Here is a 17,420-nt window from a genome sequence, read left to right as displayed (position 1 = left end):
TATCGCCGCTCCACGGTCTGGAGCTAAGCTGTTTTCGGCCGCTCGATGCGGATCACTTGCGGCTCACCCAGCAGATAGCCTTCCTCCTTGATGGCGGCAACGGCCTGGCGCACGGATTTTTCCAATGTAGCATGGGTGACGAGGATGATTGTCTTGGTTTGGTCGGCGTCAGACGACGTCTGCGAGTGCTGGACAATCGATTCGAGCGAAATGTTATTTTTCGCCATCTGCGTCGCAATGCTGGCGAAAACGCCGGTGCGGTCGACCACGGTCAGGCGGATGAAATAGCCGCCTTCATGCCGGGTCATCTCAGCCTGAACATAGGGTTCAAGCAGATGCGCGGGGCGGCCCAGAACCGGAACCATCTGCGCGCCGGGGCGGCTTTTGGCGATGTCGGTAATGTCACCCAGCACGGCGGATGCCGTGGCATTGCCACCGGCGCCGGGGCCGACCATCAGCAATTCGCCGAGAATATCGGATTCCAGCGCAACCGCATTTGTCACGCCATCGACCTGGGCAATCACCGAATCGAGTGGCACCATGGTCGGATGGACGCGCTGCTCAATGCCGGTGGCGGTCTTTTGCGCCACGCCGAGCAGCTTGATTCGGTAGCCGAGATCGCGGGCGGCGTTGATGTCGTCGATGGAAATATTGCTGATGCCTTCAAGATAGATCTCGTCAGCGGCAATTTGGCTGCCGAAGGCCAGCGTCGTCAGGATCGACAGCTTATGCGCAGTGTCATTGCCCTCGATATCGAAGGTCGGATCGGCCTCGGCATAGCCGAGACGCTGGGCTTCAGCCAGGCAATCGGCAAAGCTCAGGCCCTCCTTTTCCATCCGGGTCAGGATGTAATTGCAGGTACCGTTCATGATGCCGTAGATCCGCGAAAAGTCATTGCCGGTCAGCGATTCGCGCAGCGTCTTGATAACCGGGATACCGCCAGCGACAGCAGCTTCATAGTTGATCAAAAGGCCCTTTTCTTCCGCTAGCTTGGCCAGTTCCACACCGTGGCGGGCCAGCAGCGCCTTGTTTGCAGTCACCACATGCACGCCGCGACCGAGGGCCGCGCGAACGGAATGTTCGGCTGGTCCTTCCGCACCGCCAATCAGCTCGACAAACACGTCGATATCGGCCTTTTCAGCCATCTCGACCGGGCTGTCGAACCAGGTGATACCGGTAAGATCCACGCCGCGATCACGGGTCTTGTCGCGTGCCGAGACCGCCGAAATGGCGATCGGCCGTCCGCAGGCCACGGTAAGCGCTTGTGTGCGGGTTTGCAAAATACGCGCCAGCGACGCACCAACGGTTCCGAGACCCGCAATGCCGATCTTAAGGGCATCAGCCATGAGATAATCCTGATATGCTTTTCAATATTCGGAAAAGAGCGGCCACGAATGGGCCGCTCCGATATGAAATTCTCAACGATGCGCGTTGAGCGATACGACATTGTGCAGCGTGTCATCCGCCGTCGACAGGAACCGCTTCAGATTGCGGGCGGCCTGGCGGATACGATGCTCGTTTTCAACCAGCGCGATGCGGACATAATCATCGCCCTGCTCGCCAAAGCCAATGCCTGGCGCCACAGCCATATCGGCCTTTTCCACCAGCAGCTTGGAAAATTCCAGCGAGCCGAGATGGCGGAATTTTTCCGGAATTTTTGCCCAGGCAAACATCGTGGCCGCCGGTGGCGGCACTTCGAAACCGGCCTTGCCGAAGCTTTCGACCAGCACGTCGCGGCGGCGCTTGTAGATATTACGCACTTCGGCAACATCCGTGCCATCGCCATTCAGCGCATGGGTTGCGGCCACCTGGATCGGCGTGAACGCACCGTAATCCAGGTAGGATTTCACCCGGGCCAATGCACTGATCAGCCGCTCATTGCCGACGGCAAAGCCCATGCGCCAGCCGGGCATGGAAAAGGTCTTTGACATCGAGGTGAACTCCACCGCGACATCCATGGCGCCTGGAACTTCCAATACCGATGGCGGTGGATTGCCATCGAAATAGATTTCCGAATAGGCGAGATCCGAAAGCACGATCAATTCATGCTTCTTGGCAAAGGCAATCACGTCCTTGTAGAAATCCAGCGAGGCGACCCGCGCCGTTGGATTGGACGGATAGTTGATGATCAGCGCCAAGGGCTTGGGAATCGAGTGGCGCACCGCGCGCTCCAGCGGCGGGAAGAAGGTTTCATCCGGCTCGACCGGGATGGAACGGATCACACCGCCGGTCATCAGGAAGCCAAACGCATGGATCGGGTAGGTCGGATCGGGGCAAAGGATAACGTCGCCCGGCGCGGTGATCGCCTGCGCCATATTGGCAAAGCCTTCCTTCGATCCCAGCGTCGCGACAACCTGGGTCTCAGGATTGAGCTTCACATTGAAACGGCGGGCATAATAGGCGGCCTGCGCCCGGCGCAGCCCCGGAATACCCTTGGACGAGGAATAGCGATGGGTGCGGGGGTCCTGCACGGCCTCGCAGAGCTTGTCGACAATGTTCTGCGGAGTCGGAAGATCGGGATTGCCCATGCCGAGATCGATGATATCAGCGCCACCGGCTCGCGCGCTTGCCTTCAAACGGTTGACCTGTTCGAAAACATAGGGCGGCAGACGCCGAACTTTGTGAAACTCTTCCATCTCAGACCTCGTTGAACCGCAGGCTCCCCGCCTTGCGGACGATCCGTTTTCCACTGCAGCATCCCCGAAAACGGATCTGGCAAATCGGGGTGCCGTGACAATACCGCAAATTGCAATGATTCGCGGTAGATTTTGGCCAACCGCACCCTGCCCTGTCCCTCCGGGTCATCGGTTCCGGGTACATTCGACATGTCAGAATGCAACTGTCACATTGCATTTGCTTTGCGGCCAAATGCCCTGCAAGGCAAGGGCTATTTGCAGGCGGGCGGTACGGCTTGTTTTATTGGGCCTGAACCTGTCCGTTGGTCTTGGCCAGCTTGCGCATTTCCTCGACGCGGCGCTCATATTCGGCCTGGCTGATCTGCCCGGTCTTGCGCAGATTGGAGAGCGAAGACAGACGCTTGCCCATATCCTTCGCCTCATCATTGCTCATCTGCACATTGGCAGCCGTCAACGGCCTGGAGAAATCCGGATAACCATCCGGTGTGGTATAGGCCGCAGCGGCGGGATCGGCCTTGTCGGTCACCGTCACGTCGACATGGCCCTGGCGCACGGCAGGCTGCGAGGCAGTCGTGCTATTGCACCCTGCAAGCGCAAGCAGGCAGGCCATGCCAGATCCCACTGCGCCGGCTTTCGCCAGGCGCAGAGCCGGCTTCAGACGCGAAGACTGCCCAACCAAAGAGACGATCGAAACCATATTCAAACCCAACCAAATCCGCCCGGCACCGGGAAAAACAGCAGCATAAGCCGTGTGATTATTCACACGATGCTTTTCACAACGCAAACGTGAATAACCTGCGACAAAACGCGCAAACCTTGTAAAACATGTGAGTCAAACCACACCCACACCTTTCATCTGTCTGGAACTTGTAGTCATTTTCAGGCAGGATAGGCAAATATAAAAAAGAGAAGAGCCAAGGGGAGATGGCATTGACCACAGCATCGAAGGACCAGGGTCGCGCCGGTCAATCCCGTCCCGCGTCCGACGCGCCGGAAGCAGGCCCAGAAACAGGGTCAGAAACCGGACAAAAAACCAGCAAGACAGCTGATAAGGCTGACGGTTCCGAAAAGACCGGTTCGGGCAATGCGGGCTTCAATTTCAACCAAGCGGGCTTCGACCCGTCCCTGCTCGATCCCTATATCGTCAAGGACCCTGAAGCGCTTGCCATCAATCTCGCCAAGGCGCTTGAGAATCTCGGCAAGGCGGCCTCCACCTGGATCGCGCCGCGTGAAAAAACTGGCCTCGTCGATCCGGTGGCGGAACCTGCCGTCGAACTGGTCAAGACCCTGTCAGGCGTGGCGGAATACTGGATGACCGATCCGCAGCGCAGCCTGGAGGCACAGACACATCTGATGACCTCGCTGTTCGGCGTCTGGATGAAGAGCCTGAGCCGCCTTTCCATGCCGGCCCAAACGCCTCCCCCGCCCGAACCGATCAAGGACAAGCGATTCGCGGATGCTGACTGGCAGCGAAATCCGTTCTTCGATTTTTTGCGCCAGGCCTATCTGGTCTTGTCCGACTGGGCTGAGAAACTGGTGGAAAATACGCAAGGCATGGATGAGCATGCGCGCCATAAGGCGCTGTTCTACGTCCGGCAGATGACGGCGGCGCTGTCGCCGGTCAATTTCGTCATGACCAACCCGCAGCTTTACCGCGAGACGGTCGCCACCAGCGGCGCCAATCTGGTCAAGGGCATGAAAATGTTTGCCGAAGACATGGCCGCCGGTCAGGGCGAATTGCGGATGCGTCAGACCGACACCAGCAAATTCGCGCTGGGCACCAATATGGCGCTGACGCCGGGCAAGGTCGTCGCCCAGAGCGATGTCTGCGAGGTCATTCAATACGAACCCGCCACTGACAAGGTGCTGAAGCGACCCCTGCTGATCTGCCCGCCCTGGATCAACAAATTCTATATTCTGGATCTCAACCCGGAAAAGAGCTTCATCAAATATTGCGTCGACCAGGGCCACACGGTCTTCGTGATTTCCTGGGTCAATCCCGATCAACGCCATGCGAACAAGGACTGGCTGTCCTATATTCGCGAAGGCGTGGATTTTGCCCTCGACACCGTCGAGAAAGCCACTGGCGAAAAGAAGGTCAATGCCATCGGCTATTGCGTTGGCGGCACTCTGCTCTCAGCCGCCATGGCGCTGCATGCCAAGGAAGGCAATAGCCGTATTGCCAGCGCCACATTGTTCACCACCCAGGTGGATTTCACCCATGCAGGCGACCTCAAAGTCTTCGTGGATGAGGAACAGGTGAGCGGGCTGGAGGAGAAGATGCGGCAGAAGGGCTATCTGGACGGCTCGAAAATGGCCTCGGCCTTCAACATGCTGCGCTCATCCGAACTGATCTGGCCCTATTTCGTCAACAATTACCTGAAGGGCCAGGACCCGACCGCCTTCGATCTTTTGTACTGGAATGCCGATTCAACCCGAATGGCGGCGGCTAATCACTCCTTCTACCTGCGCAATTGCTACCTGGAAAACAATCTGGCGCGCGGCAAGATGCAACTGGATGGCAAGACCCTGTCGCTGAAGGACGTGAAAATCCCGATCTACAATCTCGCCACCAAGGAAGACCATATTGCCCCGGCAAAATCGGTGTTTGTCGGATCGGCCTGCTTTGGCGGTCCCGTCACCTATGTGATGAGCGGATCGGGCCATATCGCCGGTGTGGTCAATCCGCCCGATAAGCGCAAATACCAATTCTGGACCAATGGCAAGCCGGAGGGCACATTCGAGGATTGGGTGGCAGGAGCCGAGGAAACTGCCGGTTCCTGGTGGCCGCATTGGCAGAAATGGATCGAAGGATTGGACAAACGCCGCGTCGCGGCCCGCAAACCGGGCGGCACGGCGCTGAATGCCATAGGGGATGCGCCGGGCTCTTACGTGCTGGAGAGAGTTCTAAGATTGGCCGGACGATAGAAACACCATGATTTTCGATCCGCCATTGGTCGTAGCAACGCTTGTGCGACGCTACAAACGTTTTCTCTTCGACGCGGTGTTGGAAGACGGCAGTGAAATCACCGGTTTTTGCGCCAATACCGGCTCAATGCGCGGGCTGACAGCGCCCGGCTCGCGTATTTATCTGTCGCAAAGCGACAGGCCGGGCCGGAAATATCGCTATGGGTTTGAGCTGATCGAAACCGATGGCACATTGGTCGGCGTCAATACCAGCCTTCCCAACCGTTTGGCTCACGAGGCGATCCGCGCCGGTCTGGTTAGCGATCTCTTACAGTATCCGCAGATCCGCACCGAGCAGCGCTACGGCGAGAACTCCAGGATCGACCTGCTATTGTTGTGTCCTGGCAAAGCGGATTGCTATGTCGAAGTGAAGAACGTTCATTTTATCAGGGACACCGGATTGGCGGAATTTCCAGATAGCGTTACCACGAGAGGCGCGAAACATTTAATCGAAATGGCCAAGCTGGTGGCGGCAGGCAAGCGGGCGGCCATGCTCTATGTGATCCAGCGGCAAGATTGCGATGCCCTGGCAATCTGCGCCGATCTCGATCCCGCCTATGGTTTGGCCTTTACCGCCGCCATAAGCCAGGGCGTCGAAGCCTATGCGGTGAAATGCGCGATCACACCTAGCGGGATCATTCCGGCGTGCGGCGTTCCCGTGCGCCTGACGGTTTGACGGCATCATGATTTGGCTACACCATGAAATGAATGGCCATCAGCGCAATCGCCCCCAGAGCCAGGATCGAGAGGCTGCCCGCCGCCAGCACCCTGCCCCCGGACGCAAGCAGGCTGCGAAGATCAACCTGGAGACCAAGCGCCGCCATGGACAGGGTGGTGAGAAATCCGGAAAGATGCTGCGACGGCTCCAGCAGGACATGCGGCAGGACATCCAGGGATCTCGCCAACATCAATGCGAGAAAGCCGATGATGAACCAGGGCGCCAGATGGGCAAAGGAGAACTGGCGCTCGTTTGCGCGCCCCGCTCCCATTTCCATACCTCTGGCACTCATCTCCAATCCCAGCAGGCCCAGTCCCAGCAGAACAGGCCCCAGCATCATCACCCGGATCAGTTTGACCAGCGTGCCAATTTGCAGGCTGACCAGCCCGAAGGACGCTGTGGCCGCAAGCACTTGGGGAACGGCATAGACCGTCATGCCCGCCAGAATGCCATAATGGCGTGGGTCCAACCCGGCTTGAAAAGCCACCAACGGCAGCAGAAGCACCACGAGAATGCCAAGCACCGCCGTAAAGGCAATGGACGAAGCAACCTCGTCGGCATCGGCACCAATCACCGGGGCTGCTGCCATAATCGCCGAATTTCCGCAAATGGAATTGCCGCAGGCAACCAGCAACGCCAGCGGATGCGGCAATCCGATGACGCGCCCGATCACATAGCTGCTGACCAGGCCGCAACAGAGCACGGCAATCACAAAAGCGATCAGGGTGAACCCGCTTCCGGCGATCTGATCAATGCTGACCGACGCACCCAAAAGGACGATGGCAAGTTCCAGCACGGTTTTCGCGCAGACGTGAATGCCTTTGTTCACGACCGGTGGCAGGACAAACAGACTTTTGACCAGGGTGCCCAGCAAAATGCACCAGACCAGGGCATCCACAGGCATCCGCCCTGTGACACGCTGAATCGTAAAGGCGAGAGCATAGCCTCCCAAAGCGACAGCACTGGACAGGGCAATCCCTGGCGCGAGCGAGATAACAGGGCGAAACAGGCGCATTTTCAGACCTTTCCATCGGTTGACCTGTTTTGCATGGGGAATTCATTTTATTCCAACGTATAATTGGCTACAGTTCATGCAAAATAATTTCACAATTGAGATCGCCATGACGCTTGAACAATTGACCATTTTCCTTGCCGTTGCCGAGCGTCAGCATGTCACCCGGGCGGCAGAGGCAATCGGGCTGACGCCATCTGCCGTCAGCGCTGCCATCCGCGCCTTGGAGATCAATCACGATGTCCTGCTATTCAACCGGGTTGGACGGGGGATCGAGCTTACCCAGGCAGGCCGGATCTTTATCGACGAGGCCCGCGCAACGCTTGATGCCGCAAACCATGCTGCATTGGTGCTGGCCGAACTGGGTGGGTTAAGCCGGGGCAAGCTGACCATCCATGCCAGCCAGACAGTGGCCAGCCATTGGCTGCCACGCAAAATGATGCAGTTTCATGGCCTCTATCCGGATATTGAACTGGCGCTGACCATCGGCAATTCCGCCTCGGTCGCTAACGCCGTCGAGACGGGCAGCGCGGAACTGGGCTTTGTCGAGGCCGAAATACCCTCTGACATATTGACGCATCTGTTGGTCGCAGAAGACGAAATGGTCATCGTCGTCCCCTGCGGCCATCCGCTGGCTGATCCCGCGGCGGATCTACCAGCGGCGATTCTGGCCACGCCCTGGATCTTGCGGGAACAGGGTTCGGGTACGCGCGCCTATTTCGAGCAGGCATTGAAGGCGATGGACATAGAACCGGCGTCGCTGACCGTGGCCTTGACCTTTCCATCCAATGAGGCGGTGCTATCGGCGATTGGGGCGGGCGGCTGCGCCAGCGCGCTGTCCCGGTCGGCAGTGCAGGCGCTTGTCGCAAGCGGCGCATTGCAGATTGCTCCGATCCCGCTTCCGGCTCGTCACTTCACCGCCCTTCGCCACCGTGAGAGGCGCATTAGTGGCGCGGCGCGTGCTTTCCTGAAACTGACGACTGACAGCAATTGAAGATGACCTGGGTATAGCAGACCGGAAGCGGTTAAGAATTGATCGCACCCTGCGGATCGTGATGGACGAACAACCTTTGCCTGCGGTATGTAAAAAACTGAAATTGATTGCGGGATGATAGTGGAATGGTAAATTACATCGACGCGGCAACCGCGCCGCTCAAAAACACCGGTGCGATCCGTCTTTATGGCGCGGATGCTTTCGAAGCGATGCGCAAGGCCTGCCAGGTCACAGCCCGCTGCCTGGATGCACTCGCCCCGATGGTGAAGCCCGGCGTTACCACCAATGAAATCGACAGGTTTGTCTTCGATTTTGGCATGGATAACGGCGTTCTGCCTGCAACCCTGAATTATCGTGGCTACCGGCATTCAGTCTGCACCTCGATCAACCATGTCGTCTGCCATGGTATTCCCGATGATAAACCTTTGCGCGAAGGCGATATCGTCAATATCGATGTTACCTATGTGGTGGATGGCTGGCACGGCGATTCCAGCCGGATGTATCCGGTCGGCGAAATCAAGCGCGCTGCCGAACGTCTGCTCGAAGTCACCCATGAATGCCTGATGCGGGGCATAGAGGCCGTCAGGCCGGGAGCGCGCACCGGCGCGATCGGTGCGGCCATCCAAAGCTTTGCCGAGGCGCAGCGCTGTTCCGTGGTACGGGATTTTTGCGGCCACGGGGTTGGACAATTGTTTCACGACAGCCCGAATATCCTGCATTACGGTCGCCCCGACGAAGGCCCGGAAATGCGTGAGGGCATGATCTTCACCATCGAGCCAATGATCAATCTCGGCAAGCCGCATGTGAAGGTGCTGGCCGATGGCTGGACAGCGGTGACCCGCGACCGGTCGTTGACGGCGCAGTATGAACATACGGTCGGCGTTACTTCGTCCGGCTGCGAAATATTCACACTGTCGCCTGCCGGGCTGGACCGTCCGGGCCTGCCTCCCTTGCAAGGCTGAGCAATGAACAAGCCTCCGCGCTTTAACGCCGACGAAACCGCCTCCCCGTCCTTCCTGCCGGAACAGGACGAGCGCTTCGATTACGAAGAGGACGAGCGCGGCTTTTTCGCCGAACAGGTCCAAAAGCCGAAGGCGATGAAAAAGGCGCCGGACACCAGCGCCAAGCAGCCAGAACATTACCATGGCCACCGGGAGCGATTGCGCCTGCGGTTCAAGGAAAAGGGTGATGAGGCGCTGGCCGATTACGAAGTGCTCGAACTACTGCTCTTCAGGCTGATCCCACGGCGTGACACCAAGCCGATTGCCAAGGCTCTGCTGGACCGGTTTGGCAGCCTTGCGGGGGTATTTGGCGCAAAACATAGCCTGCTCCAGGAAGTGAAGGGTGTCGGCGAGGCCGTGGCGCTCGATCTGAAGCTGATTTCATCGGCGGCGCAACGAATGCTGAAAAGCGAGTTGAAGGGCAAGCAGATCCTGTCCTCCTGGTCGAGCGTGATCGACTATTGTCACGCCGCCATGGCCTATGAAACCACCGAACAGTTCCGCATCCTGTTTCTCGACAAGCGCAATACGCTGATCGCTGATGAAGTGCAGGGCCGAGGCACGGTTGACCACACGCCCGTCTATCCGCGCGAAGTGGTCAAACGCGCACTCGAATTATCCGCGACCGCCATCATCCTTGTGCACAACCATCCAAGTGGTGATCCGACCCCATCCCGCGCCGATATTGAGATGACCAAGACCATTATCGACACGGCCAAACCACTCGGCATCACCGTGCATGACCATGTCATCATCGGAAAACAGGGCCATGCCAGCCTGAAAGGCCTGCGGCTGATCTGAGCTTGATGCTGTCTTAAGATCACAAACGTATCAGCTTGAGACAGCCGATATCCTTCCGTTAAGCCTGCCCGTTCAGCCTTCGGTAAACCGCGTCCGCTACACCTTGTCATTCACGCTGCAAGGACGGATGAGATGAGCATTTCCGGTATTTTGAACACGGCGACATCAGGCATGCTGGCCCAGCAGAAACGGCTGAGCAATGTTGCCAGCAATATCGCCAATGCCGATACGCCCGGATATCAGCGGCTGAACACCAATCTTTCAGCCAGTAGCTCAGGTGTTGCGGCAACCACAACCCGCTCCACGGACGCGCCCGTGACGCAGGACGCGTCGAATGTCGATCCTTTGCGTGAGATAACCGACATGATCGGTGCCGCAAACGGGTTTGCCGCCAATGCGAAAGTGTTCGAGACCGGCGCCGATATGTGGGACATGCTGATGAGCGTCAAACGCGACTAAAGCATTCCGGAGGGAAACCGGGTTCCACTTTTCCTGGAAATGCCCATAGCATGTCCGAACGGAAAACCGCTACACACTTTTCCTGGAAATGCTCGCCCTCACCCACCCCAATATTGCCGGGCGGCAAGGCCGAGCGAAATCAGGCCGAAGCCGATCAGCAGCACGGCGGAGCCGCGTTGCACCCAGATCGTGAAATGGTCCGGCAATCGGCTTTTCAGCCAGACGACGGCGCCGCACAGCGCAAACCACCAGATCAGCGACCCGAGAAATACCCCTGCCACCAGAAAGAATGGGCTGACATCTCCGGTATCGGCGAGGCCCGCACCTGCAAATAGCGCTGCGAAACCGAAAATCGTTGCAGGATTGGTAATGGTCAGTCCGAAGGTGGAAATGGTGGTACGGATAAAATCGCTCGCCTTGATCTGTGCTGCCGGTCGTGGTGGCCTGGCTTCAAGCATGCGGATACCGATCAGCAGGATAAGCGTGCCGCCGACCAATTTCAGCGGCAGCGATATTTCAGCCAGCAGATCCTGCATGGCCGCAAAGCCCGCTGCGGCAGCAATGGCGAACACCATGTCGCCGATGGCAGCTCCAAGCCCGGCAGAGACCCCGTGCCAGAAACCGCGCTCCATGGTGCGGTTGATGCAGAGCGTGCCGATTGGCCCAATGGGTGCAGCCACGGCAATGCCGAGCAACACGCCCTTGAGCAGCAGGATAATCAGCATGGTTTTCTCCGTCACAGAGGCCTTATCCGTGACGGATGAAAGCAGAAACAGTCATGTACCGGCAGCGCGGCAAGCCTTGACGAGGCATAACGTCGAGAACCCCATTCGGTTCGCATATTATGCCGTGCCTGCACGGCAACGCCCCCAAGAGCACGGGCAAAGAGCGCGGGCCAAAGACGCTGTACTGCATAATTCCTCAAACCGGAACCGATTAAAGGAAGAGCTGAAACTGCAATTCCAGCGCAGAACCGCAACGCGATGACAACGGCAATTTTAAAGAATTCCCGTCTTGCGAGATGCCAGCCAGCCGTGCAACGGTTTTGCCTGTTAAAGCATGTCTCCTGAGACTGTGCAGCGGTTTTGGGAAAAACACATGCGAAAACAAAAGCCTATAGCATGTCAAATGAATCCCGAATCATGCCGCCTGCTATAGAAAACAGAATTGGCAAAGGTGAGGAGGCAACATGGCAGAGAGACAGAGCATACCACCGACGAGCGAAAATAGCGGTGATATGGCGCGCCGCCTGCGCTCGATTTTCAGCGGCTCCATCGGCAATATGGTCGAATATTACGATTTTTACGTCTATTCCGCCTTTTCCCTATATTTCGCACCCGCTTTTTTCCCAAATAGCGATCCGACTGCGCAATTGCTCAACAGTGCCGGTATCTTTGCCGTCGGCTTCATCATGCGGCCTGTCGGCGGTTGGTTTTTTGGAGTCTATGCCGATAGCAAGGGGCGTAAATCCGCGCTGATGCTTTCAGTCCTGCTGATGTGTTTCGGGTCGCTGATGATTGCGGTAACGCCGGGCTTTGCGACGATCGGTTATGCCGCACCCGCCATCCTGATGCTGGCCCGCATGTTGCAGGGCCTCAGCCTTGGCGGAGAATATGGCACCAGCGCCACCTATCTTTCCGAAATGGCGACCAAAGAGCGGCGTGGCTTCTATTCCAGCTTCCAATATGTGACGCTGATCAGCGGGCAGCTTTGCGCCATTCTGGTCCTGTTGTTGCTGCAAAAGCTGCTGCTGACCGGCGAAGAGCTGGAGGCCTGGGGCTGGCGCATTCCCTTCGTCATCGGCGGCGCGCTGGCGATTATTGCGCTGTTTTTACGTCGCAACATGGCCGAAACCGAGCAGTTCCAGCGGGCGTCGGAAAAAGTGCGGACCAATCCACTGCGCGAACTGATGAAATATCCACGGCAGGTCTTCACGGTGATTGGGCTGACCCTGGGCGGCACCGTCGCCTTCTACACCTATACGACCTATATGCAGAAATTCCTCGTTAACACCGTGCATCTCAGCAAGGACGATTCGACATTGGTGTCGGCAGGCGCACTGTTTTTCTATATGTGCCTTCAACCCCTCGTCGGATTGCTGTCGGACAAGATCGGCCGCAGACCAATCTTGATCGCCTTCGGCGTGCTCGGCACGCTCTGCACCGTGCCGCTGCTGACCACGCTGAGCACCGCCTCCAATGCGCTGGAAGCCTTTTTCATCATCATCGCCGCGCTGGTCATCGTCTCCGGCTACACCGCCATCAACGCGGTGGTGAAGGCGGAACTGTTTCCAACCGGGGTTCGGGCGCTGGGCGTCGGTCTGCCCTATGCACTCACCGTATCGATCTTCGGTGGCACAGCCGAATATGTCGCATTATGGTTCAAGCAGGCAGGCCATGAAAGCTGGTTCTACTGGTATGTGTCGGGATGTATTGCGGTCTCGCTGATCGTCTATGCCGTGATGCCGGATACACAAAAAACCTCCCATATCGACAGAGAAGCGGTGTGAGCGGCGCGTGACGGCGTCAAACCTTCAGGAATTCACCTGAATCGCCACGAAAAACCCCGCCCGGCATAGCCAGGGCGGGGTAACCAGAGGTTGGGGGCCGACGATCCGGCTTCGATAGGGGGGTTCAAAACCCTCACATCAGCCCCAGTGACGAACGAGTGGCGAACCGATAAGTTCCCAATTATTCACCTTACTTTTCCTTAATGATCCTGTTTTATTTTAGCAGAACTTAAAAGCCACGGATCTTTCGAGATTATCGGATCGATTATACGATTTGAAATCGTTGTGGCGACATGCAGCCACGCCTCGCGCATTGGCCGCGACAACCCCAATCATGCCTCATGCGGGAGGAGGCCCATCATGACCAAACCGAGCTTTCGGTTCACACATTACGATCTGAAGGAATTGCGGGCGGGCACCATTCTGGAAGTCCAGCTGAATGCCATCAACAATGTCCGACTGATGACCGCCACCAATTTCCAGCGCTTCAAGGAAGGGCTGGATTACAAATATGCCGGTGGCGTCGCCAAGAAGGCCCCGGTCAAAATCGTCGTTCCCGAGCAAGCCCATTGGCACCTGATCGTCGACATGGAAGGCCACCATGGCCTGGCGGAATCATCGGTGAAGATGGTCACACCGCCAGTGAAATCCCGAAAGGCGAGCTGACAGAACTCCCGCGGCTCAAGCGCGCGCAGCCCTCAGCACATCATAGGCGGACTGCATATCGACAAACCGCGCCGCGCGCCGCGCTTCTGCTTCCATATCGCTGCCCCAGTGCTCATCCGTCCAGTTTTCATCCAGATGCGCGAGGTCCCAGGCGTCGAACAGGCTCAGATGGCCATCGGCCAGCGCCAGCGCCAGAATGGCGGACCCTGTCAGCGTCGTCATCACGTGCAGGCTGGTGAGCGCAACACCATCGCGATAGCGCTGCAAAGCCCGCCCGAAAGCCTCGGTTGCCTCTGATGGCTGGGGTTGATAGATGATGCCGCTGGTCTGCAGAACCCGTGCGCCATGCGTATCGGCAAGCCAGTCCAAAACCGGGTCCCATTTTGCGCTCTGGCGCTCAACCAGCTCCTGAGGCGCATCGGCTCGGTAGCACAGCATGTCATTGCCGCAGAACCCGACAATATCGTCCAGGACCTCTTGTATATTGACGCTGACGGCATCAAGCGCTGTATTGACCAGCCGGGTCACTGGCATCGTCGCGGGGTCAATCACCTCGGCCTGCGCATGCCATTCGCTCGCAACCAACGCAGCCAAAGGCTCTGTCGGCAGCACGAGGGCGTTGCGGGCCGGCGTCTTGACGGTTTTGCCATCCAGAAGCACCGCATGACCGTCCTGCCCAGCTGCAATGGTCACGTCTTTATAGAAGCGCTTCGGCAAGGGCTTCTTCATCTGGATCTGCGCCCGGCGCACCGGATCAGGATCACTCAACTCGGGCGTCAGGCCCTCGAAAATATCACGCATGATGGGTCACTCACAAAAGATGGGTCAGCAGCTCGTCTGCCTGGTGTACGACGAAATGCGCACCGCTGGCCTTCAACTGATCGGTGCTGGCGCTACCCCAACTGACGCCGATCGCCTTGACACCGGCGCTTCTGGCCATTTGCATATCGTAGATCGCGTCGCCGATCACCACGGTGTCTTTCAAATCCATGCCGGTTTCGTCGCAGCACTCCGTCACCATGGCCGGATGTGGTTTGGACGGACAATCATCAGCCGTCCGCGATACGGTGAAATAGGACTGAAAGCCATGGGCGTCGAGAACATAGTTCAAGCCGCGCCGGGATTTCCCGGTCACAGCACCAATCAGGATCTCGTCTTCCGCAGCCAGCCGCTCGATGACTGCGCGAATACCGTCAAACAGCGGTTCGCTATAGCCTGGTGCCTGCCGCACCTCGGTAAACAGCGATTTGTAATAGTCCCGCATGGCGACCGCTTCGTCATCCACATGCTGCTTGCCGTCGATGCGGGCAATGGCGATGTCCAGCGTCAGGCCCATGATGCTTTTGGTCGCAGCCAGCGTTGGCTCCGGCTTGCCGAAAGCCAGGAACGTGCGGCGCATGCTCTCGTGAATGGTCCCAGCGCTGTCGATCAAGGTGCCGTCGCAATCGAACAGGACCAGTTTCATGCAAAGTCACCGCCATTTTCCATGTCGAGGCCGAGAAGATTCCAGGTCTGAACCATATGCGGTGGCAAGGGCGCGGTGATGCGCAGGCGTCCGCCATCGGGATGGGGAATATCGATATGGCGGGCATGCAGATGAAGCCGCTTCTGGACGCCACCAGGAAAGTCCCAGTTGGGATCGTCGATATAATATTTCGGATCGCCGATGATCGGATGGCCGATATGCAGGGCGTGGAGGCGCAACTGATGGGTACGGCCTGTATAAGGTTCCATTTCCAACCAGGCGAGGCTTTGCGCCGCGGTTTCCAGCACACGGTAATAGGAAACGGCGTGATCGGCACCGTCTTCGCCGTGGCGGGCGATGCGCATGCGGTCGCCGTCTTCGGTCTGTTCTTTGACCACCCAGGTGGAGATCTTGTCGTCATGCTTGCGCGGCACGCCCTTGACCAGCGCCCAATAGGTCTTCTTGGTGTCGCGTTCACGAAACGCTGCCGTCAGTTTCTGGGCGGCGCCACGGGTACGGGCCACTACGAGCACGCCGGACGTATCGCGGTCGAGGCGATGCACGAGACGCGGCTTTTCGCCCTTCTTGCTGGTCCAGGCTTCGAGCATCTGGTCGATATGGCGATTGAGGCCGGAGCCGCCCTGCACGGCCAGACCGGCAGGCTTATTCAGCACGAAGACTTTTTCATCCTCATGCAGCAGCATGCGCGCCAGCAATTCGCCGTCGCCAGCGTGTTTCAGATCATGGGAGGCAATCGGCCCGGATTTCGGGGTCTTGGCATCGACATCCATCGGCGGCACACGCACCACCTGGCCGGGCTGGACGCGAGCATCGGTTTTCACCCGGCCGCCATCGACACGGACCTGGCCGGAGCGCATCAACTTTTGCAAGGGGCCGAAGCCGAGGCCCGGATAGTGGATCTTGAACCAGCGGTCGAGGCGCATGCCTGCCTCGTCTGGACCGACGGTAATATGTTCTATGCCTGCCATAAGGACGTCTTTCGTTCCCTTGGGCGCGCGCGCGCCAAACCCTGTCAATTCTATTATGGGCTGGCTTTACCCCATTTCTGCGCCCGTGTGAAACCGCGATTGTGAAAAAACGCCTGAATCAGAATAGCCATCAGAAAAGCCAGCGGCCAACGGCAAGTCCTGCAAACACCGCGCCGATCCCAAAGCCGATACTGGCTGCCACATAAAAGGCTGGCCACAAAAGGTCGCCGCGTTCCGCCAGGGTGACCGTATCCAGCATGAAAGCCGAAAACGTGGTGAAGCCGCCGAGCAGACCAGTGATCAGCAGCACCCGCAGATCGGCTGATGCATCGAACTTGCGCGCAATCATTTCAGCAAACAAACCAATGCAGAAAGACCCGATAAGATTGACCGAAAACGTACCCCACGGCAGGAAAGGGCCGAACAGCCGGAAGGTGATGATGCCGACCCAATATCGCAACACCGACCCGACCGCGCCGCCAAGGGCGACATATATCACATCCTTCATGGTTTTCTGCGCCCCCGCTGGTTCTTGCGTCTCTTTGGACGCCGGAGCAGGACCGGCGCAGAAAATCAACGCAACCCAAAGCTTTTCCGAGATATTTCTTCAACACAAGGCGCTGAAATCCGGCAAGTCTTTAAAATGTGATTCATTCATTTAAGCGACGATAGAGTTTGTCATGATCAAATGGCAACAGGTAAACAGATCATGTGAGTGCCATGGTTCAGGTCTTGTCAGTTTCGGCCACGACGGCCGGCTATATTTCGGATACGTTGAAGCCGGTGCAAAAGCCGGGTCGTTCAACCTATGTCGAACAGATCAGCCGGCAGATCAGCGTCAAGAAGGAAATCGCCAAGACGCAAGGCATCAACCGCACGGCCATCGAAACCCTGCGGGACAGCTCGGCCATCGGCTTGCACTTCATGAAGGCGGGTGAAAACAAGCACCCCCGCGCCAGCCTGGAAGAAACTAAACAGGCCTATCAGGAATCCGAGGATGCCGGTCTCAAGGCGTAATCAAGCCTGAAAGCGTAATCCAGAACCCCGCGTTACAATTGCTCGATCCACCGCTACCGGAACAACATCAGACAGTCCGCGTTTGTCATCGACGCTGCATGCTGTTGGGCGCGAGTGCGCATGAATTACAGAATGCAGCGTATAGACCTGGCACATGATGCCCTCAACCGATCTGGTCAAAGGGAT

18 protein-coding genes are annotated in these 17,420 nt (G+C 57.8%); 9 read left to right on the top strand and 9 right to left on the bottom strand.

What is annotated here, in order from left to right; translation table 11 throughout:
• Window positions 1-23 precede the first annotated feature (23 nt).
• The 3 genes from V6582_RS19065 to V6582_RS19055 all read right to left on the bottom strand — a co-directional run bounded on the left by V6582_RS19065 (window position 24) and on the right by V6582_RS19055 (window position 3,333).
• Window positions 24-1,346, bottom strand: a complete 1,323-nt coding sequence (locus V6582_RS19065) for a homoserine dehydrogenase (protein WP_156630676.1) — start codon at window positions 1,344-1,346, stop codon at window positions 24-26.
• 72 nt (window positions 1,347-1,418) lie between these two features.
• The gene (locus tag V6582_RS19060; RefSeq protein ID WP_015916051.1) at window positions 1,419-2,636 is read right to left on the bottom strand and encodes an LL-diaminopimelate aminotransferase; all 1,218 of its coding nucleotides are present in this window, start codon (window positions 2,634-2,636) and stop codon (window positions 1,419-1,421) included.
• A 280-nt stretch (window positions 2,637-2,916) separates the two neighbouring features.
• Window positions 2,917-3,333, bottom strand: a complete 417-nt coding sequence (locus tag V6582_RS19055; RefSeq protein ID WP_156630675.1) for a hypothetical protein — start codon at window positions 3,331-3,333, stop codon at window positions 2,917-2,919.
• A 227-nt stretch (window positions 3,334-3,560) separates the two neighbouring features.
• On the opposite strand from V6582_RS19055, the gene V6582_RS19050 reads away from it, so the two are divergent.
• Together V6582_RS19050 and sfsA are read left to right on the top strand one after the other, a co-directional pair.
• Complete coding sequence (locus V6582_RS19050; RefSeq protein WP_349508899.1) at window positions 3,561-5,564, top strand: PHA/PHB synthase family protein; 2,004 nt, start codon at window positions 3,561-3,563, stop codon at window positions 5,562-5,564.
• A gap of 7 nt (window positions 5,565-5,571) precedes the next feature.
• Window positions 5,572-6,279, top strand: coding sequence for a DNA/RNA nuclease SfsA (sfsA, locus tag V6582_RS19045; RefSeq protein WP_156630673.1), 708 nt, complete (start codon window positions 5,572-5,574; stop codon window positions 6,277-6,279).
• A 16-nt stretch (window positions 6,280-6,295) separates the two neighbouring features.
• Here sfsA and V6582_RS19040 read toward each other — a convergent pair whose 3' ends face one another.
• Complete coding sequence (locus V6582_RS19040) at window positions 6,296-7,342, bottom strand: YeiH family protein (protein ID WP_420360163.1); 1,047 nt, start codon at window positions 7,340-7,342, stop codon at window positions 6,296-6,298.
• Window positions 7,343-7,442: 100 nt separating this feature from the next.
• Between V6582_RS19040 and V6582_RS19035 the strand changes: the two genes are divergently transcribed.
• The 4 genes from V6582_RS19035 to V6582_RS19020 all read left to right on the top strand — a co-directional run bounded on the left by V6582_RS19035 (window position 7,443) and on the right by V6582_RS19020 (window position 10,588).
• The gene (locus V6582_RS19035; protein ID WP_156630671.1) at window positions 7,443-8,327 is read left to right on the top strand and encodes a LysR substrate-binding domain-containing protein; all 885 of its coding nucleotides are present in this window, start codon (window positions 7,443-7,445) and stop codon (window positions 8,325-8,327) included.
• Between the two features lie 125 nt (window positions 8,328-8,452).
• Entirely contained in the window at window positions 8,453-9,289 is an 837-nt protein-coding gene (map, locus tag V6582_RS19030; RefSeq protein ID WP_156590510.1) for a type I methionyl aminopeptidase, read from the top strand.
• A 3-nt stretch (window positions 9,290-9,292) separates the two neighbouring features.
• Entirely contained in the window at window positions 9,293-10,129 is an 837-nt protein-coding gene (gene radC, locus V6582_RS19025; RefSeq protein ID WP_234889573.1) for a RadC family protein, read from the top strand.
• 132 nt (window positions 10,130-10,261) lie between these two features.
• On the top strand, window positions 10,262-10,588 hold the full coding sequence (locus V6582_RS19020) for a flagellar basal body protein (RefSeq protein ID WP_156630670.1): 327 nt from the start codon (window positions 10,262-10,264) through the stop codon (window positions 10,586-10,588).
• A gap of 98 nt (window positions 10,589-10,686) precedes the next feature.
• Here V6582_RS19020 and V6582_RS19015 read toward each other — a convergent pair whose 3' ends face one another.
• Entirely contained in the window at window positions 10,687-11,313 is a 627-nt protein-coding gene (locus V6582_RS19015; RefSeq protein ID WP_156630669.1) for a LysE family translocator, read from the bottom strand.
• A 464-nt stretch (window positions 11,314-11,777) separates the two neighbouring features.
• Here V6582_RS19015 and V6582_RS19010 point away from each other — a divergent pair, with 464 nt between their 5' ends.
• Complete coding sequence (locus V6582_RS19010; RefSeq protein ID WP_156630668.1) at window positions 11,778-13,097, top strand: MFS transporter; 1,320 nt, start codon at window positions 11,778-11,780, stop codon at window positions 13,095-13,097.
• A gap of 360 nt (window positions 13,098-13,457) precedes the next feature.
• Window positions 13,458-13,763: a DUF1883 domain-containing protein gene (locus V6582_RS19005; RefSeq protein WP_156630667.1), complete on the top strand. Its 306-nt coding sequence runs from the start codon at window positions 13,458-13,460 to the stop codon at window positions 13,761-13,763.
• Between the two features lie 15 nt (window positions 13,764-13,778).
• On the opposite strand, the gene V6582_RS19000 is transcribed toward V6582_RS19005, so the two are convergent.
• From V6582_RS19000 to crcB, 4 genes are all read right to left on the bottom strand, one after another.
• Window positions 13,779-14,564, bottom strand: coding sequence for an ATP12 family chaperone protein (locus V6582_RS19000; RefSeq protein ID WP_156630666.1), 786 nt, complete (start codon window positions 14,562-14,564; stop codon window positions 13,779-13,781).
• A gap of 10 nt (window positions 14,565-14,574) precedes the next feature.
• Window positions 14,575-15,228, bottom strand: a complete 654-nt coding sequence (locus V6582_RS18995; RefSeq protein ID WP_156630665.1) for an HAD-IA family hydrolase — start codon at window positions 15,226-15,228, stop codon at window positions 14,575-14,577.
• Window positions 15,225-16,217, bottom strand: coding sequence for an RluA family pseudouridine synthase (locus V6582_RS18990; protein WP_015916037.1), 993 nt, complete (start codon window positions 16,215-16,217; stop codon window positions 15,225-15,227). The genes V6582_RS18995 and V6582_RS18990 overlap by 4 nt, the downstream gene beginning before the upstream one ends.
• Window positions 16,218-16,347: 130 nt before the next feature.
• Window positions 16,348-16,725 carry a fluoride efflux transporter CrcB gene (gene crcB / locus V6582_RS18985; RefSeq protein WP_156630664.1) on the bottom strand — a complete coding sequence of 126 codons (378 nt, stop codon included), beginning with the start codon at window positions 16,723-16,725 and terminating at the stop codon, window positions 16,348-16,350.
• 212 nt (window positions 16,726-16,937) lie between these two features.
• Here crcB and V6582_RS18980 point away from each other — a divergent pair, with 212 nt between their 5' ends.
• Window positions 16,938-17,234 carry a hypothetical protein gene (locus tag V6582_RS18980; protein WP_156630663.1) on the top strand — a complete coding sequence of 99 codons (297 nt, stop codon included), beginning with the start codon at window positions 16,938-16,940 and terminating at the stop codon, window positions 17,232-17,234.
• Window positions 17,235-17,420 lie beyond the last annotated feature (186 nt).

The organism is Agrobacterium vitis (assembly GCF_037039395.1).
In the GTDB taxonomy this organism is placed as follows: Bacteria; Pseudomonadota; Alphaproteobacteria; order Rhizobiales; family Rhizobiaceae; genus Allorhizobium; species Allorhizobium vitis_E.
The sequence above is the reverse complement of the archived record's forward strand: the minus strand, read 5'-3'. Positions and strand labels throughout refer to the sequence as shown.

Bases quoted from the DNA above. Each gene is read 5' to 3' on its own strand.
- V6582_RS19065 (WP_156630676.1), bottom strand. From the start codon at position 1,346: ATGGCTGATGCCCTTAAGATCGGCATTGCGGGTCTCGGAACCGTTGGT.
- V6582_RS19060 (WP_015916051.1), bottom strand. From the start codon at position 2,636: ATGGAAGAGTTTCACAAAGTTCGGCGTCTGCCGCCCTATGTTTTCGAA.
- V6582_RS19055 (WP_156630675.1), bottom strand. From the start codon at position 3,333: ATGGTTTCGATCGTCTCTTTGGTTGGGCAGTCTTCGCGTCTGAAGCCG.
- V6582_RS19050 (WP_349508899.1), top strand. From the start codon at position 3,561: ATGGCATTGACCACAGCATCGAAGGACCAGGGTCGCGCCGGTCAATCC.
- sfsA (WP_156630673.1), top strand. From the start codon at position 5,572: ATGATTTTCGATCCGCCATTGGTCGTAGCAACGCTTGTGCGACGCTAC.
- V6582_RS19035 (WP_156630671.1), top strand. From the start codon at position 7,443: ATGACGCTTGAACAATTGACCATTTTCCTTGCCGTTGCCGAGCGTCAG.
- map (WP_156590510.1), top strand. From the start codon at position 8,453: ATGGTAAATTACATCGACGCGGCAACCGCGCCGCTCAAAAACACCGGT.
- radC (WP_234889573.1), top strand. From the start codon at position 9,293: ATGAACAAGCCTCCGCGCTTTAACGCCGACGAAACCGCCTCCCCGTCC.
- V6582_RS19020 (WP_156630670.1), top strand. From the start codon at position 10,262: ATGAGCATTTCCGGTATTTTGAACACGGCGACATCAGGCATGCTGGCC.
- V6582_RS19015 (WP_156630669.1), bottom strand. From the start codon at position 11,313: ATGCTGATTATCCTGCTGCTCAAGGGCGTGTTGCTCGGCATTGCCGTG.
- V6582_RS19010 (WP_156630668.1), top strand. From the start codon at position 11,778: ATGGCAGAGAGACAGAGCATACCACCGACGAGCGAAAATAGCGGTGAT.
- V6582_RS19005 (WP_156630667.1), top strand. From the start codon at position 13,458: ATGACCAAACCGAGCTTTCGGTTCACACATTACGATCTGAAGGAATTG.
- V6582_RS19000 (WP_156630666.1), bottom strand. From the start codon at position 14,564: ATGCGTGATATTTTCGAGGGCCTGACGCCCGAGTTGAGTGATCCTGAT.
- V6582_RS18995 (WP_156630665.1), bottom strand. From the start codon at position 15,228: ATGAAACTGGTCCTGTTCGATTGCGACGGCACCTTGATCGACAGCGCT.
- V6582_RS18990 (WP_015916037.1), bottom strand. From the start codon at position 16,217: ATGGCAGGCATAGAACATATTACCGTCGGTCCAGACGAGGCAGGCATG.
- crcB (WP_156630664.1), bottom strand. From the start codon at position 16,725: ATGAAGGATGTGATATATGTCGCCCTTGGCGGCGCGGTCGGGTCGGTG.
- V6582_RS18980 (WP_156630663.1), top strand. From the start codon at position 16,938: ATGGTTCAGGTCTTGTCAGTTTCGGCCACGACGGCCGGCTATATTTCG.